General features: G+C 64.1%; 11 protein-coding genes. 8 read left to right on the top strand and 3 right to left on the bottom strand.

What is annotated here, in order from left to right; all coding sequences use genetic code 11:
- Positions 1 to 33: 33 nt before the first annotated feature.
- The 5 genes from HJD22_RS01620 (at position 34) to HJD22_RS01600 (ending at position 9,075) form a co-directional block, all read left to right on the top strand.
- Complete coding sequence (locus HJD22_RS01620) at positions 34 to 927, top strand: LysR family transcriptional regulator (RefSeq protein WP_208655447.1); 894 nt, start codon at positions 34 to 36, stop codon at positions 925 to 927.
- Positions 924 to 1,745 (top strand): glutamate racemase, encoded by an 822-nt coding sequence (murI, locus tag HJD22_RS01615; RefSeq protein WP_208655446.1) that lies wholly within the window; start codon positions 924 to 926, stop codon positions 1,743 to 1,745. Before HJD22_RS01620 ends, murI begins: the two co-directional genes overlap by 4 nt.
- Before the next feature lie 45 nt (positions 1,746 to 1,790).
- On the top strand, positions 1,791 to 2,894 hold the full coding sequence (trmA, locus tag HJD22_RS01610) for a tRNA (uridine(54)-C5)-methyltransferase TrmA (RefSeq protein ID WP_208655445.1): 1,104 nt from the start codon (positions 1,791 to 1,793) through the stop codon (positions 2,892 to 2,894).
- Positions 2,895 to 3,078: 184 nt separating this feature from the next.
- Positions 3,079 to 7,923 (top strand): NAD-glutamate dehydrogenase, encoded by a 4,845-nt coding sequence (locus HJD22_RS01605; protein WP_208655444.1) that lies wholly within the window; start codon positions 3,079 to 3,081, stop codon positions 7,921 to 7,923.
- A gap of 129 nt (positions 7,924 to 8,052) precedes the next feature.
- Positions 8,053 to 9,075 (top strand): quinone-dependent dihydroorotate dehydrogenase, encoded by a 1,023-nt coding sequence (locus HJD22_RS01600; protein ID WP_208655443.1) that lies wholly within the window; start codon positions 8,053 to 8,055, stop codon positions 9,073 to 9,075.
- A 73-nt stretch (positions 9,076 to 9,148) separates the two neighbouring features.
- Here HJD22_RS01600 and rmf read toward each other — a convergent pair whose 3' ends face one another.
- Positions 9,149 to 9,355, bottom strand: coding sequence for a ribosome modulation factor (gene rmf, locus HJD22_RS01595; protein WP_133483250.1), 207 nt, complete (start codon positions 9,353 to 9,355; stop codon positions 9,149 to 9,151).
- A gap of 281 nt (positions 9,356 to 9,636) precedes the next feature.
- On the opposite strand from rmf, the gene rlmKL reads away from it, so the two are divergent.
- On the top strand, positions 9,637 to 11,832 hold the full coding sequence (gene rlmKL / locus HJD22_RS01590) for a bifunctional 23S rRNA (guanine(2069)-N(7))-methyltransferase RlmK/23S rRNA (guanine(2445)-N(2))-methyltransferase RlmL (RefSeq protein ID WP_208655442.1): 2,196 nt from the start codon (positions 9,637 to 9,639) through the stop codon (positions 11,830 to 11,832).
- On the top strand, positions 11,829 to 12,158 hold the full coding sequence (locus HJD22_RS01585) for a glutaredoxin family protein (RefSeq protein WP_208655441.1): 330 nt from the start codon (positions 11,829 to 11,831) through the stop codon (positions 12,156 to 12,158). The genes rlmKL and HJD22_RS01585 overlap by 4 nt, the downstream gene beginning before the upstream one ends.
- Before the next feature lie 24 nt (positions 12,159 to 12,182).
- Here the strand turns inward: HJD22_RS01585 and HJD22_RS01580 are convergent, their stop codons facing one another.
- On the bottom strand, positions 12,183 to 12,464 hold the full coding sequence (locus HJD22_RS01580) for a hypothetical protein (protein WP_208655440.1): 282 nt from the start codon (positions 12,462 to 12,464) through the stop codon (positions 12,183 to 12,185).
- 133 nt (positions 12,465 to 12,597) lie between these two features.
- Between HJD22_RS01580 and pdxB the strand changes: the two genes are divergently transcribed.
- Positions 12,598 to 13,755, top strand: coding sequence for a 4-phosphoerythronate dehydrogenase PdxB (gene pdxB, locus HJD22_RS01575; RefSeq protein WP_208655439.1), 1,158 nt, complete (start codon positions 12,598 to 12,600; stop codon positions 13,753 to 13,755).
- Between the two features lie 43 nt (positions 13,756 to 13,798).
- On the opposite strand, the gene HJD22_RS01570 is transcribed toward pdxB, so the two are convergent.
- A complete protein-coding gene (locus HJD22_RS01570) occupies positions 13,799 to 14,812 on the bottom strand; it encodes an SDR family oxidoreductase (RefSeq protein ID WP_208655438.1) in 1,014 nt (337 codons plus the stop codon).
- Positions 14,813 to 14,843: the final 31 nt, after the last annotated feature.

Genomic DNA, 14,843 nt, shown 5'->3' with positions numbered 1-14,843 from the left:
GCGCTCACCAAGGGGAGATGAGGGTGCGGCGACATGGATCGGCTGCAGGCGATGCAGATATTTCGAGCGGTGGTGGAGGCGGGCAGTTTTGCCGGCGGCGCTCGCAAGCTGGATATCTCCAACGCCATGGTCAGCAAGCAGATCGCCAGGCTCGAGGAGATGCTGGGCGTGCGGCTGCTGATCCGCACCACCCGGCGGCTGCAGCTCACCGCCGAGGGTGAGCGCTACCTGCACACCACTGGCCGGCTGCTGGACGAGCTGGACGAGCTGGAAGCGGGACTTGGCGAGCAGCGCGGCGAAGTGCGTGGGCGCTTGAGGCTCTCCGCGCCTCTGGATTTCGGTGTGCTTGAGTTGATACCGGCGCTGCAGGCTTTCGAGCAGGCCCATCCTCAGGTGGAGCTCGATGTTGTGCTCGAGGATCGGCGTGTCGACCCCTTGGCCGAGGACTTCGACCTGGTGATCCGTATCGGTGAGCTGGAGGACTCCAGTCTCATCGCTCGCTCGCTGATGACGATGCCGATCTATCTCTACGCCTCGCCCGACTATCTGGCGCGCCACGGTGTGCCGGCGCACCCGCGCGATCTGGCCCGGCATCGCTGCCTGCATTACAGCCTGCAGCGGGGAGGGCCGAGCTGGCCGATGTGGGTCGAGGGCAGGCTTACGCGCATCCGCTTCCAGCCGGTGCTGAGCTGCAACAATGGCCGGGCTCTGGTCGAGGCCGCCATCCGCGGCATGGGGCTGGCCATGAAGCCTGCGTTTCTGGGCGAGCCGGAAGTGGCCAATGGGCGCCTGGTGCGGGTGCTGGAGGCGTACTGTCCGCCACCGCTGGGCGTGCACCTGCTGTATGCCGAGCGTGAGCTGATGCCTTCACGCCTGCGTGTGTTGATCGATACCCTGCTGAGCTATTTTCGGACAACGACCCCATGAGTGGACCGATTCTGATCTTCGATTCCGGTGTCGGCGGGCTGTCGGTAGTCGCGGCGATGCGCGCCCGGCTGCCGGGCGCCGAGCTTGCCTACGTCTGCGACAACGCCATGCTGCCCTACGGCACCAAGGCTGACGACTGGCTGGTGGCACGCAGCGTTGCGGTGTGCGAGGCGGCGATTCGTGAAAGCGGTGCCTGTGCGCTGGTCGTGGCGTGCAATACCGCCAGTACCCTGGCGCTGGATGCGCTGCGCGAACAGCTGTCGGTCTCGGTGATCGGCACCGTGCCTGCCATCAAGCCCGCCGCCCGGTTCACCCGCAGCGGCAGCATTGCGCTGCTGGCCACCTCGGCCACGGTCAATCGTCCCTATACCTGTCAGCTGATCGAGGATTTTGCCGGCGATTGCAAGGTGCTGCGTCTGGCCGCCGATCCGCTGGTCGCCCAAGCCGAGCGGATGCTGGCCGGCGAGTTGCTGGATGACGCCGTGGTGGAAGCATGCCTGGCACCGCTGTGGCGGGAGGAGGAGCTCGACACCGTGGTACTCGGCTGCACCCACTTCCCGCTGCTGCGTGACGTGCTGCAGAGGCATGCGCTTGCGGCCTGTCCGGCACGCACTATTACCTGGGTCGATTCCGGCGATGCCATTGCCCGCCGCGTCGCCCAACTGGTGGAGCGCCCCCCACTGACGCAGCGCCCGGGGCCGGTCTGGCTCACCGCCTCGGCGCCACAGCTGACCCCGGCGCTGGCATACCACGGTTTCGGCGTGCCGAGCCTGCTTGCGGTGGCGCCCCGCCATGAGCCCGCCCCGCGTCTTGGCTGATCCCCGTTCCGCTTTCCACGTGTTTCCCACAATCAAGGAGGCCCCGTGGCCGTACCCGTTGTCGACCCCACGCACTATGACCAGCAACTCGAGGCCAAGCGCGTGCGCATCACCGAGCAGTTCGCGCACTTCTCACCGCCCCCGCTGGAGGTTTATCCGTCGCCGGCAAGCCATTACCGCCAGCGCTGCGAATTCCGGCTCTGGCATGAGGGCGACGACCTGTTCTACGCCATGTTCGAGGTCGACCCGCACGACCCGAAGAAGAAGCGGGTCATTCGACTCGACGAGTATCCGGTGGCCAGCCGGCGCATCAATGAATTGATGCCGCAGCTGATCGAGGCGATACGCGACAAGCCGACGCTGCGTCGCAAGCTGTTCCAGGTCGAGTTCCTCACCACGCTTTCCGGCGAGGCGCTGGTGACGCTTGTCTACCATCGCCCGCTCGACGAGGGGTGGGAGCGCGAGGCCGTGGCGCTTCAGGCGCGCCTTGGCATCTCGCTCATTGGCCGTTCGCGCAAGCAGCGCCTGGTGCTCGAGCGTGACCATGTATGGGAGCGCCTGAACGTGGAGGGACGGGAGTTCGTCTACCAGCAGGTCGAGAACAGCTTTACCCAGCCCAATGCCGAGATCAGCCAATCGATGCTCGGCTGGGCTCGGGACGTGACGCGAGACAGCCAGGCGGCAGACCTGGTCGAGCTCTACTGCGGCAATGGCAACTTCACCGTGGCGCTGGCCGAGAACTTCCGGCGGGTTCTGGCCACCGAGATCTCGCGTACCTCAGTCGCCTCGGCCAAGGTCAATCTCGAGGCCAACGGAATCGACAATGCCGTGGTCGGGCGGATGTCCGCCGAGGAGTTCTCGGCGGCGCTCAAGGGGGAGAAAGGGGGGCGTCGGGTGGCCGAGATGGCGCTGGACGACTACGATTTTTCTACCGTGCTGGTCGATCCCCCGCGTGCCGGACTGGATGAGCGTAGCTGCGATCAGCTCAGCGACTATGCGCGCATCGTCTATGTGTCATGCAATCCGGACACTCTGGCGGATAATCTCGAGCGCCTGGGTGTGACGCACCGCATCACGCGCTTTGCACTGTTCGATCAGTTTCCCTGGACGCACCACTGCGAATGCGGCGTGGTGCTGGAGAAGCGCTAGCGTGATGCGCATAACGAGGCGCGACGTCAAGGATCGATGCGTAACCGACATGGCACATGTCAAAAGGGTCAATTCAGTAGGGTCGGCAAGGCGGCAGGCGTAAGCTGGACACAGATAGGGCCAGCGAGCCCCGTCGCAGACTTTTCGCCGGTCGAGTGCTGACCGGATCAAACCGAGGTGACGGATGCAACACGTGGCGAACGCAGGCAAACAGGAATTTCTTGCGCAACTTCAGGAACAGCTGGTCAAGCGACTCGCGGAGGATAAAGTCGGGGCGATCACGGCCTTTGCCGATGCCTTCTATGCGACGGCGTTTTTGGAGGACCTGGTGGAGCGCCGTCCTGAGGATGTCTACAGCGCCACCTTGGCAATCTGGCACTTCATCCAGTCGCACGACCCTGCCGAGCCCAAGGTGCGGGTCTACAACCCCACCTTCGAGGAGCATGGCTGGCAGTCGACCCATACCCAGATCGAGCTGTTGCACCGCGACATGCCGTTTCTGGTCGACTCGGTACGCATCGAGCTCAACCGCCGCGGCATTACCGTGCATGCCATCCACAACGCGGTGCTGGCGATGCAGCGCGATAGCGCCCATCAGCTGGTCAAGGTGACGCGGCCCAAGGAGCAGGGAGCGCCGCAGAGCCGCGAGTCGTTGATCGTCATCGAGGTCGACCGCCACTCCGACCCGGCTGCACGCGAGGAGATCGAGGCGAGCCTGCACGAAGTGCTCAATGACGTGCGCACTGCCGTGGCCGACTACGAAGCGATGCGCGACCAGGTACGCGGAGTGCTCAAGGAACTCGAGACCAAGCGCCCCGAGCAGATCGACAGCGAGGATCACCGGGAGGCCATGGCGTTTCTCGAGTGGCTGCTGGCCGATAACTTCACCTTCCTGGGCTATGACGAGTACACCGTACGCTCGGCCAACGGCCACGACGAACTCGATCACATCGAGGGCAGCGAGCTTGGCGTGTTCCGTCTCGAACAGCCGCGCTATCGCGAACGCATCCGCAACGACCAGGGGGTCGAGGGCGATCGCTACGTGCTGATTCCCGAGCTGCTCTCTTTCGCCAAGAGCGCCTACCACTCGCGCGTGCATCGTCCGACCTACCCGGACTACATTTCCATCGACCGCTATGACGACACCGGCCAGATCATCGGCGAGCGGCGCTTCCTGGGGCTGTTCACCTCGGCGGTCTACAACGAGTCGCCGCGCAACGTGCCGGTGCTGCGCAAGAAGCTCAAGGCAGTGATGGAGGCGGCTGGCGTCGACCCCCAGGGGCACGATGGCAAGCAGCTGATGCAGATCCTCGAAGTCTATCCCCGCGACGACCTGTTCCAGATCAATGTCAATGAATTGACCGATACGGCGCGGGGAATCCTCAACATTCGCGAGCGCCGCCGCGTGAGGCTATTCGTGCGCGAGGATCGCTTCGGCAAGTTCTACTCCTGCCTGGTATTCGTACCCCGCGATGTGTTCTCAACCGACCTGCGCGTGCGCATCCAGAATCTGCTGAGTGAGGAGCTCGACGCTACCTTCGGCGACTTCAATACCTATCTCTCCGAGTCGGTGTTGGCACGCATCCAGTTCATTCTGCGCTTCAACGGCGATAGCCCCAGCGACTATGACGTCAAGCGCATCGAGAAGAAGATCATGAGCCTGGCGCGCAGCTGGCGCGACGAGTTGCATGGCGCAATGGTCGAGGGCTTCGGCGAAGAGCAGGCCAACCGCCTGATGGATGTCTACCGAGACGCCTTCCCGGCGAGCTATCGCGAGGATTACACTGCACGCGCGGCCGTCTACGACATTCATCACGTCAATGAGCTGAAGAGTGGGGCGCCCCTGTCACTGTCACTCTATCGGCTGGTCGAGGAGGAGGGCGACGGCGTCAACCTCAAGCTGTTCCACAGGGCGAGCCCGGTACCGCTCTCCGACGTACTGCCGGTGATGGAGAACCTCGGCCTGCGCGTCATCGGCGAGCGGCCCTACGAGCTTGCCTGCAGTGACGGACGCTACTGGATCCATGACTTCGACCTCGAGCACCACACCAACGAAACCGTCAATCTGCAGGAGATGCGCGAGCCGTTCATCGATGCCTTCAAGCGCATCTGGAATGGCGAGGCGGAGAACGACGATTTCAATCGCCTGATCATCGGTGCCAACCTGAGCTGGCGCGAAGTTGCCATGCTGCGCGCCTATGCCCGCTATCTCAAGCAGATCCGCTTCGGGCTCTCGCAGACCTATATCGCCTCGACGCTGGCCTGCTATCCGGAGATCACCCGCGAGCTGGTGACGCTGTTCGAGCTGCGCTTCGACCCCGAGCAGGAGTCGCGCGAGACGGAGATCGAGGCCTGCCTGTCGCGCCTGTACGCCGCCCTCGACGACGTGGCGAGCCTCAACGACGACCTGCTGCTGCGTCGCTATATCGAACTGATCCAGGCGACCCTGCGTACCAACTACTACCAGCCGGGGGCCGATGGCGAGCCCAAGGACTACATCGCCTTCAAGCTCGATCCCAAGCAAGTCCCCGACATGCCCAAGCCGCGGCCGATGTTCGAGATATTCGTCTATTCGCCGCGCGTGGAGGGGGTACACCTGAGAGGCGGCAAGGTGGCTCGCGGCGGGCTGCGCTGGTCGGATCGTCTCGAGGACTTCCGCACCGAGGTGCTGGGGCTGGTCAAGGCGCAGCAGGTCAAGAATGCGGTGATCGTGCCGGTCGGCGCCAAGGGCGGCTTCGTCTGCAAGCGGATGCCCGAAAGCGGCGATCGCGACGCCATTCAGCAGGAGGGGATCGCCTGCTACAAGATCTTCATTCGCGCACTGCTCGATGTCACCGACAACCTCGATGGCACCGAGATCGTGCCGCCACGTGCGGTGGTGCGTCACGACGTCGACGACCCCTACCTGGTGGTCGCCGCCGACAAGGGCACGGCGACCTTCTCCGATATCGCCAACGAGATATCGCTGGAGTATGGCCACTGGCTGGGCGATGCCTTCGCCTCCGGCGGCGCCAACGGCTATGACCACAAGAAGATGGGCATTACCGCCAAGGGCGCCTGGGAGTCGGTCAAGCGCCACTTCCGCGAGATGGGCATCAATACCCAGGCCGACGAGTTCACGGTGGTGGGCATCGGCGACATGGCCGGCGACGTGTTCGGCAACGGCATGCTGCTCTCCGACCGGATTCGCCTGGTGGGGGCTTTCAACCATCTGCATATCTTCGTCGATCCGAAGCCGGATGCCGCCGCCTCGTTTGCCGAGCGCGAGCGGCTGTTCGCGCTGCCGCGCTCGAGCTGGGAAGATTACGACGCAAGCCTGATCTCGAACGGTGGCGGCATCTTCAAGCGCAGTGCCAAGTCGATCCCGATCTCCAAGGAGATGAAGGAGGTTTTCGGCATCAGCGAGAGCAAGCTCTCACCCAACGAACTGATTCGCGCCATGCTCAAGTCGCGAGTCGACCTGCTCTGGAACGGCGGTATCGGCACTTACATCAAGGCACGAGACGAGAGCGACGCCGAGGTGGGCGACAAGGCCAACGATGCGCTGCGCATCAACGGCGCCGAGCTCCACTGCCGGGTGGTCGGTGAAGGCGGCAACCTGGGGCTGACCCAGCGTGGGCGCATGGAGACCGCGCGACGGGGCGTGCGCGTCAATACCGACTTCATCGACAACGCCGGGGGCGTCAACTGCTCCGACCACGAGGTCAACATCAAAATCCTGCTCGACGATATCGTCAAGCGCGGCGAGTTGACCGACAAGCAGCGCAACCAGCTGCTGGCACAGATGACCGGCGAGGTCGCCGAGCTGGTGATCCTCGACAACTACCGCCAGACCCAGGCGCTGTCACTCTCGGAGATTCTCTCCCAGGAGGGGATGGGCTCCTATCGGCGCTTCATCAACGAGCTCGAGTCCAGCGGCCAGCTGGATCGTGAGCTGGAGTTCCTGCCTACCGACGAGGCGCTGCTGGAACGCTCCAACGACGGCGAGGGGCTGACCCTGCCCGAGCTCTCGGTGCTCATCTCCTACGCCAAGAGCGTGCTCAAGGATAGCCTGATCGCCTCGGACGTACCGGACGACCCCTATATCCAGCAGCATCTCGAGCGTATCTTCCCGTCGATTCTGGTCGAGCGCTTCAGAGAGGAGATGTACGAGCACAAGCTCAAGCGCGAGATTGTCGCTACCCAGATCGCCAACGACCTGGTCGATCATATGGGCGTCGTCTTCGTGCGCCGGCTGATGGACAGCACCGGTGCCGAGCGGGCCGACATCGCCAGGGCTTACATCGTGGCGCGGGACAGCTTCAATCTCAATGGGCTGTGGCAGCAGATCGAAGCGCTCGACAACCAGATCGAGAGCCAAGTGCAGTACCGCATGATGCTCGATCTGATGCGCCTGCTGAGGCGTGCCAGCCGCTGGTTCCTACGCCAGCGTATCGGGATGACCACCAAGGACAGCATTGCCTACTTCGCACCGCGGTTGGCTCAGTTGCAGGAGAGTCTCGGCGAGCGACTGCGCGGCGATGAGCGCGACGCATGGGAGGCGCGACGCGACGAGCTGATCGCGGCAGGCGTGCCCGAAGTGCTGGCCAGTGCCGTGGCGGCTACCCATAGCCTGTATGTCGGGCTTGGCATCATCGAGGCGTCCAAGCAGACCGGCGAAAAGATCCAGCGTGTCGCCGAGGCGTTCTACGAGGTGGGGCATCGCCTGGAGCTGCCATGGATGGGGGAGCAGATCAACGCGCTCAAGGTGCGCGACGGCTGGCAGGCCCAGGCGCGGGAGACCTTCCGCGACGACCTCGAGCGTCAGCAACTGGCACTGTCGGTCGGTGTGCTGAAGATGGAGGATGGTCCGCTGGATATCGACCAGCGCGTGGAGCAGTGGATCGAGCGGCATGACGCTCTCTATCACCGCTGGTGTCACCTGTTGGCGGAGGTGCGTTCCGGTGGCAGTCAGGCGGGCGGCTTTGCGCTGTTCGCCGTGGCGATCCGCGAGCTGGTGGACCTGGCCGAAAGTGGCAGCGAGGGGTGACGCGCCCCTGACGGTGCTCATGTGAAAGCAGACGAACCCCGCCGCCCGGCGGGGGTTCGTCGTTATGGGTAGGCTTGCGGTATACTCGCCGCCCACTGCCTAGTCCTGCCTGTGATGCCGAGGAGAGCCATGTACGCCCTTGCCCGCTCGTTGCTGTTTCATCTCGATCCGGAAACCGCGCACGGCGTGACGCTGTCGCTGCTCGACGGCGTACATCGCCTGGGCATGGCGCCGCGCCTTGGCGGTGGACCGCGCATCGACGATCCGGTGGAGTTGATGGGGTTGCGTTTCCCCAACAGGGTGGGGCTGGCCGCTGGCCTCGACAAGAATGCCGACCACCTCGACGCGCTGGGCTCGCTCGGCTTCGGCTTCGTCGAGGTGGGCACCGTGACCCCCAGGCCGCAAGAGGGCAACCCAAGGCCGCGGCTGTTCCGCCTGCCCGAACGTGGCGCCATCATCAATCGCATGGGATTCAACAATGCCGGGGTCGATCATCTGATCGAGCGCGTCAAGGCGAGTCGCTACAACGGCGTGATCGGTATCAATATTGGCAAGAATCTCACCACCCCGGTGGAACAGGCAGCCGATGACTACCTCGCCTGCCTGCGCAAGGTGCATGCTCATGCCCACTACGTCAGCGTGAACATCTCTTCGCCCAACACGCCGGGGTTGCGCAATCTGCAGTTCGGCGAGCAGCTCGATGCGCTGCTCGCCACGCTGCGAGAGGAGGGCACGCGGCTCGACCAAGCCAATGGGCGGCGCGTTCCGCTGGCGGTCAAGATCGCCCCGGACATGAGTGCAGACGAAGTCGCACTGGTGGCGGCAAGCCTCAAGGCCAACGGCATCGATGCGGTGATCGCCACCAATACCACGCTCTCCCGCGAGACGGTGGCGGGCCTTGTCCATGCCGACGAGGAGGGGGGGCTCTCCGGCAGGCCTGTGCTGGAACTCTCCAATCGAGTGGTGTGCGAATTGCGGCGGCAGCTGCCCGGTATGCCGATCATCGGCGTCGGCGGCATCGAGAGTGGCGAAACGGCGGTGGCCAAGCGTGAAGCGGGGGCCGATCTGATACAGCTCTATTCGGGATTCATCTATCGCGGGCCGATGCTGGTGGGTGAATGTGCCAGGGCGTTGCAGGCGATGGGACGCTAGAGGGGGAGTGAACGGGGAAGCGCCCGGTACAGAAAGGCCCGCACTTTGGTGCGGGCCTTGAATAAGGGTGATATCACATCACCATGGGGTTCTTATGAATGCCGGAGACACCTGTCATACCGGACCATTGATCCCCACGACCCTCACGCCAACCGCTCATCCAGTATTCGCGAAGATTGATGTCCTGACTGGGACAGTCATCCCGGGATCGGCCGGACACACCGGCCTTGTAACCGTGAACATAAGCACGCTGGAAGCGATCACGTTTCTGTCGTTTCATCGGATGGCCTCTTGAAAAACCAGGTTTTTGAAACTAGCGGTTTGGACACACTGTCAGTGAGACAGGTGTCAGTGCGGCAGGCCGGTACAGTTTCCGCCTCGCCGCAACCCGTGTGACGCCCATCCGTAGACGCCCATGGACAAGAAACGCATGCGTTCTCAGTAGCTACCTCTTTACAACTAGTCCATATTGGATGCTTCTGTCGACAAGTGATTTGGCATAAGCGCCTTACCAAATAGTCTTTACAGGAATATGACCGGCTTTCGAGCCATGGCCAGTTTATGACAGATCTTCAATTGACTGATTCTATTGCTCTTTTTGCAACCTGCCCCAAAGGCATCGAAATGCTGCTGGCCGAGGAGCTAAGCGCTCTCGGCGCGCAAATCGACAAGACCACGGTGGCCGGTGTGCACTTGCGGGCCTCGCTCAAGAGTGCTTACCGCCTCTGTCTCTGGTCGCGCTTGGCCAATCGCATCATCCTGTGTCTGGTGCGGGAGGAAGGGGTCGAGCGTCCCGAGCAGCTCAAGGCGTGTGCCGAAGCCCTCGACTGGCACCGTCACTGGCGACCCGGCACGACCCTGGCGGTGGATTTTCATGGTCAGTCGGAGCAAATCCGCCATACCCGATTCGGCGCGCAGACAGTCAAGGATGGGGTGGTGGATGCGCTGCGCGCCGCCGGCCAGGCCCGCCCCGATGTCGACCCGAGCAACCCCGACTTGCGCCTCTATGCCCATCTCCACCGTGGCCGCCTGACGCTGGGCATCGATCTCTCTGGCGACAGCTTGCACCGGCGGGGTTATCGCCGTGAGCTGGGCCACGCGCCGCTCAAGGAGAACCTGGCCGCGGCACTGCTGGTGCGCGCTGGCTGGCCGGCGCGTGCCAAGGCCGGCGAAGCGCTGGTCGATCCGTTGTGTGGCTCCGGAACGCTGGTGATCGAGGCCGCCCTGATGGCGGCGGATGTCGCCCCCAACCTGGCTCGTGAGCGTTTCGGCTTTCACGGCTGGGCCGGACACGACGCGAATGTTTGGCACGAGCTCACGCGCGAGGCCCTGGCGCGTGCAAGCATCGGTCGCAAGCGCTGCAAGTCACGCCTCTATGGCTTCGACCAGAGCCCCCAGGCGATAGCTGCCGCCAGGGCCAATGCCATGCGTGCCGGTATCCCGGCGCTGATCGAGTTCCAGGGCGGCTCGGTGGCGCAGCTGACCCGCCCCGAGGCGCTCGACTCCCAGGCACAGGGGCTCTTGATCACCAATCCGCCCTATGGCGAACGCTTGGGCGAGCTGCCCGAGCTGGTGCCGCTCTATACCGCCCTTGGCGAGCGCGCCCGGGGGCAGTTTCCGGGCTGGCAACTGGCGCTGTTCACCGGCAACCCGGATCTTGGCCACCGCACCGGACTGCGTGCCGAGAAGCAGTACGCGTTCAAGAACGGTCCACTGGATTGCAAGCTGCTGCTGATGCCGCTGGCCGAGGGGGAGCCGCAGACGACGCAAACGGGCGAACAGCGGCCGCGTCGCTCCGAGGGCGCACAGATGTTCGTCAATCGGCTGGAGAAGAACCGCAAGCGGCTCAACAAGTGGCTCAAGCAGTCCGGCGAGACGTGTTATCGCCTTTACGATGCCGACATGCCGGAGTATGCCCTGGCCATCGATGTCTACGGCGAGCGGGTGCATGTGCAGGAGTATGCACCGCCCAAGTCGATCGATGCTGGACAGGCCCAGCGTCGCCTGCTCGATGCGTTGGGCGTGATTCCCGAGGTGCTCGGGGTGCGTGCCGATCATGTCCATATCAAGCAACGCGAACGCCAGAGCGGTCGCGCCCAGTACCAGAAACAGGCCACCAGCGGTGAGCGTTTCCAGGTGCGCGAGGGCAGGGCGCTGCTGTGGGTCAACCTGCGCGATTACCTGGACACCGGGCTATTTCTCGATCATCGGCCGGTGCGCCGCATGCTTGCCGAGATGGCCCCCGGCAAGCGCTTCCTCAACCTGTTCTGCTATACCGCGACGGCCACCGTGCATGCCGCGCTGGGCACTCGACAGGAGGGAGGTGCCAGCGATAGCGTCAGTGTCGATCTCTCCAATACCTACCTGGAGTGGGCCCGCGACAACTTCGCGCTCAATGGTCTCGACCAGCGCCGTCACCGAGTCGTGCGTGACGACTGTCTGCATTGGCTCGAGACCGCCGGCAGTGAGTTCGACCTGATCTTCATGGATCCCCCGACCTTCTCCAACTCGAAGAGGATGGAGGACACCCTCGATGTGCAGCGCGATCATGGTCGGCTGGTACGGCTGGCGATGGCGCGCCTGGCGCCGGACGGCACGCTGGTGTTCTCCAACAACCAGCGTCGCTTCCTGCTCGATGGCGACCTGGCCGAGCACTATAGAGTGGAGGATATCTCGGCCAGGACCTTCGATCCGGACTTCCAGCGACGCCCCGACCTGCACCACTGCTTCCTGATTCGCCACCGGGAGGGGGGATGATCACATTGATGCTCTATACCACCCTGGGCTGCCATCTCTGCGAGGAACTCGAGCACCATCTCGCCCACCTTGCCGGGGTCGAATACTCCCTCGCGCGAGTCGAGATCGCCGAGGACGAGGCGCTGATGGTGCGCTATGGAGTGCGCATTCCCGTACTGGTGGACGAGGGGGGCGAGGAGCTGGACCGTGGCTTCGAGGCCAAGCGTCTGGCCACCTGGCTCCAAGCGCGTGGTTGGCTCGACGTCGATGCCTGGCGGGAGCGGCATGTGGTTTCTCCGCCGAGCAGGGGGGCGGTAATGCGCGGCGGACGGCGCTATCTGGGATAAGCCTGGAGCGCACTTCATCCGCGCTCAGGCATTGTCGAGCAGCGATAGCTGGCGCACCGCGTCCTGCCCTTCGGGGGTGTCGTCCTGCACTTCGAAGACTTTCTGAAAGCCCCGCGAGCGCTGGATATGGTCGACGTCGTCGAGCCACATCATCGCCTGGCCGTGGTCGTCGGCCAACTGGTGCTTGAGACCGCCGAACTGGGTGCCGATCTGGCCCCAGGCGCGGCTGAAGATCCAGTCGCCGAACATGTCCTGATGCACGTGCACCAGCACATAGTCATGGTCACTTTCCCAGCGAACGATCACGGCGGCTCCCGATTAAGATGAGATATCAGCGCTCGAGTGGATGGACTCGCGGCGGGGCGTTATTGTAACCCTCCCACCGTGGTGGACAAGCCGTGGGAACAAGTCATTGCCGAATCGATAAGGAAGGCTGCCCATGCGTATTGTCGTCGATAGCAACATTCCCCTGGCCGATGCCTGCTTTGGCGAGATGGGCACCCTGGTTCGGCTGCCCGGGCGCGAGATCGATGCGGCGGCGGTACGTGATGCCGAGGTGCTGATCGTGCGTTCGATCACTCGGGTCGACGAAGGAGCGGTGGAGAGTTCGCGACTGCGCTTCGTCGGTACTTGCACCATCGGCACCGATCATGTCGACCAGGCCGCGCTTGCCAGGCGGGGCATCGGTTTCGCCAGTGCGCCGGGCTGCAACGCCGAGGCGGTGGTCGACTACGTGCTCTCTAGCCTGACGCTGCTGGCCGAGCGCCAGGGAAGCGAGCTCGATAGCCGACGAGTCGGCATCGTCGGGGCTGGCAATGTCGGTGAGCGGCTTTTTCGACGGCTGTCGGCACTGGGGATCGAGTGCCTGCGCTGCGATCCGCCCAGAGCCGAGAGAGCCGCCGAGCGCGAGCCTGGCGAAGCGTTCTTCCCTCTCGATGAGTTGATCGAGCGCTGTGAGGTGCTCTGCCTGCATACCCCATTGGTCAAGAATGGCCCCCATGCGACCCATCACCTGTTGGATCGCGAGCGGATCGCCGCGCTCGCTCCCGGCACCTGGCTACTCAACGCCGGGCGTGGCGACTGCCTCGATGGTGCGGCGCTTGGCGAGCGTCTTGGCCGCTGCGGCGACATCACCGCCGTCCTGGACGTGTGGGAGGGCGAACCGGGCATCGACGAGGCGCTTTGGCGTAGTGCCGAGATCGCCACGCCGCATATCGCCGGTTACAGTCTGGATGGCAAGATGCGCGGTACCCATCAGGTCTATCAGGCGTTGATGAACCACTTCGGCCTGCCGGCCCGCCAGCGGCTCGAGGCCCTTGCGCCGGCGCCGGCCCTGGCCGGGCTGACGCTGGATGGGGGGCTGTCGCCCTGGGAGGCGATGCGGCTGTGCATGCGTGCCATGTATGACGTGCGTCGCGATCACGATGCGCTGATCGCTCGGGCACGGCGGCAGGTCATGGCGGCGGGTTTCGATGCGTGTCGGGCCGAGTACCCGCTGCGGCGCGAGTTCTCCACGTTGAAGGTGGGGCTGCGCCCCGCCGCCCACTCCCTGGGGCAATGGCTCGGAGCGGCGGGGTTTGGCGTGGCGCTTGAGTGACTCACTCTCGAATCGCCAATGGCTTCGTCCGTGTGCGGCAGGGCTAGCGGTGCCGCGCTCGAGAGAGGCGAGAGCCGTAGAGCAGCGAGCCGACGAGCAGGACTGCGCCTGCCGCCAGGCCGACCTTGTCGCGATGGGTGCTCAGCCATAGTTGCTTGCTGTCGAGGTGAGCTTCGCGGCTGAAGCGACCGCGAGCGCCCATGTCGCCCTTGACCGGCTCCCACAAATTGTCGGGACGCTCGTCCGGCAGTGGCTCGGGCATCTGCTGCCCGTCCACGGCAGTGCGGGCGAGAAAGCGATCCATCAAGGCCGGGGCGATCTTGTTGCCCCAGATGGTCAGCACCGACGACATGCCGACATTGAGCTGGCGGCGACGATGATAGGCGGCCCAGTAGACGGCCCGAGCACCCACCTCGGGCTGGAAGACTGGTGCCATGGGGCGGGCCTGTTTCGGCAGATGGCTCCTGCACCAGTCGAACTGCGGTGTATTGAGACCCGGCATCTCAACCCGCGTGATGTGCACCTTGCTGCGCTCGTGCATCAGTTCGCAGCGCAGCGATTCGGTGAAGCCCTTGATCGCATGCTTGGCACCGCAATAGGCACTCTGCAGCGGTATCGGTCGATAGGAGAGCGCCGACCCGACCTGCACGATGGTGCCGTGATTGCGCTCCCTCATGCGCTTCAGTGCCGCCATGGTGCCATGCACGTACCCCAGGTAGGTGACTTCGGTGACGCGCTTGAACTCCTCCGGGGTCACCTCATGGAAGGGTGAGAACACGGTGGTCATGGCACTGTTGACCCAGATGTCGATCGGCCCGAGCTCCGCTTCGATGCGCTCGGCCGCCCGCTCCACCTGGCTGGCATCGGCGACATCGGTACTCACCGTCACCGTGCGTCCGCCGAGTGCCTCGACCTCACTCTTCACCGCTTCGAGGCGGTTCTGGTTGCGCGAGATCAAGCCCAGCTGCGCACCGTGTCGAGCAAATTCACGGGCCACCGCTCGACCCAGGCCGGCGCCGGCGCCTGTCACTACTACCACTTCCTGACGTTTCTCCATGTCGTAAAGCCTCCTCTCTCGTTCCCGCGAT

Origin of the sequence: Halomonas sp. TA22 (assembly GCF_013009075.1) — a bacterium.
Classification (GTDB): Bacteria; Pseudomonadota; Gammaproteobacteria; order Pseudomonadales; family Halomonadaceae; genus TA22.
Note: the sequence above shows the minus strand (reverse complement) of the source record. Positions and strands in the feature narration are given on the sequence as shown.

Coding starts and splice junctions, on each gene's coding strand:
- rmf (WP_133483250.1), bottom strand. CDS start 9,355: ATGAAACGACAGAAACGTGATCGCTTCCAGCGTGCTTATGTTCACGGT.
- HJD22_RS01600 (WP_208655443.1), top strand. CDS start 8,053: ATGTACGCCCTTGCCCGCTCGTTGCTGTTTCATCTCGATCCGGAAACC.
- rlmKL (WP_208655442.1), top strand. CDS start 9,637: ATGACAGATCTTCAATTGACTGATTCTATTGCTCTTTTTGCAACCTGC.
- murI (WP_208655446.1), top strand. CDS start 924: ATGAGTGGACCGATTCTGATCTTCGATTCCGGTGTCGGCGGGCTGTCG.
- HJD22_RS01585 (WP_208655441.1), top strand. CDS start 11,829: ATGATCACATTGATGCTCTATACCACCCTGGGCTGCCATCTCTGCGAG.
- pdxB (WP_208655439.1), top strand. CDS start 12,598: ATGCGTATTGTCGTCGATAGCAACATTCCCCTGGCCGATGCCTGCTTT.
- HJD22_RS01570 (WP_208655438.1), bottom strand. CDS start 14,812: ATGGAGAAACGTCAGGAAGTGGTAGTAGTGACAGGCGCCGGCGCCGGC.
- HJD22_RS01605 (WP_208655444.1), top strand. CDS start 3,079: ATGCAACACGTGGCGAACGCAGGCAAACAGGAATTTCTTGCGCAACTT.
- HJD22_RS01620 (WP_208655447.1), top strand. CDS start 34: ATGGATCGGCTGCAGGCGATGCAGATATTTCGAGCGGTGGTGGAGGCG.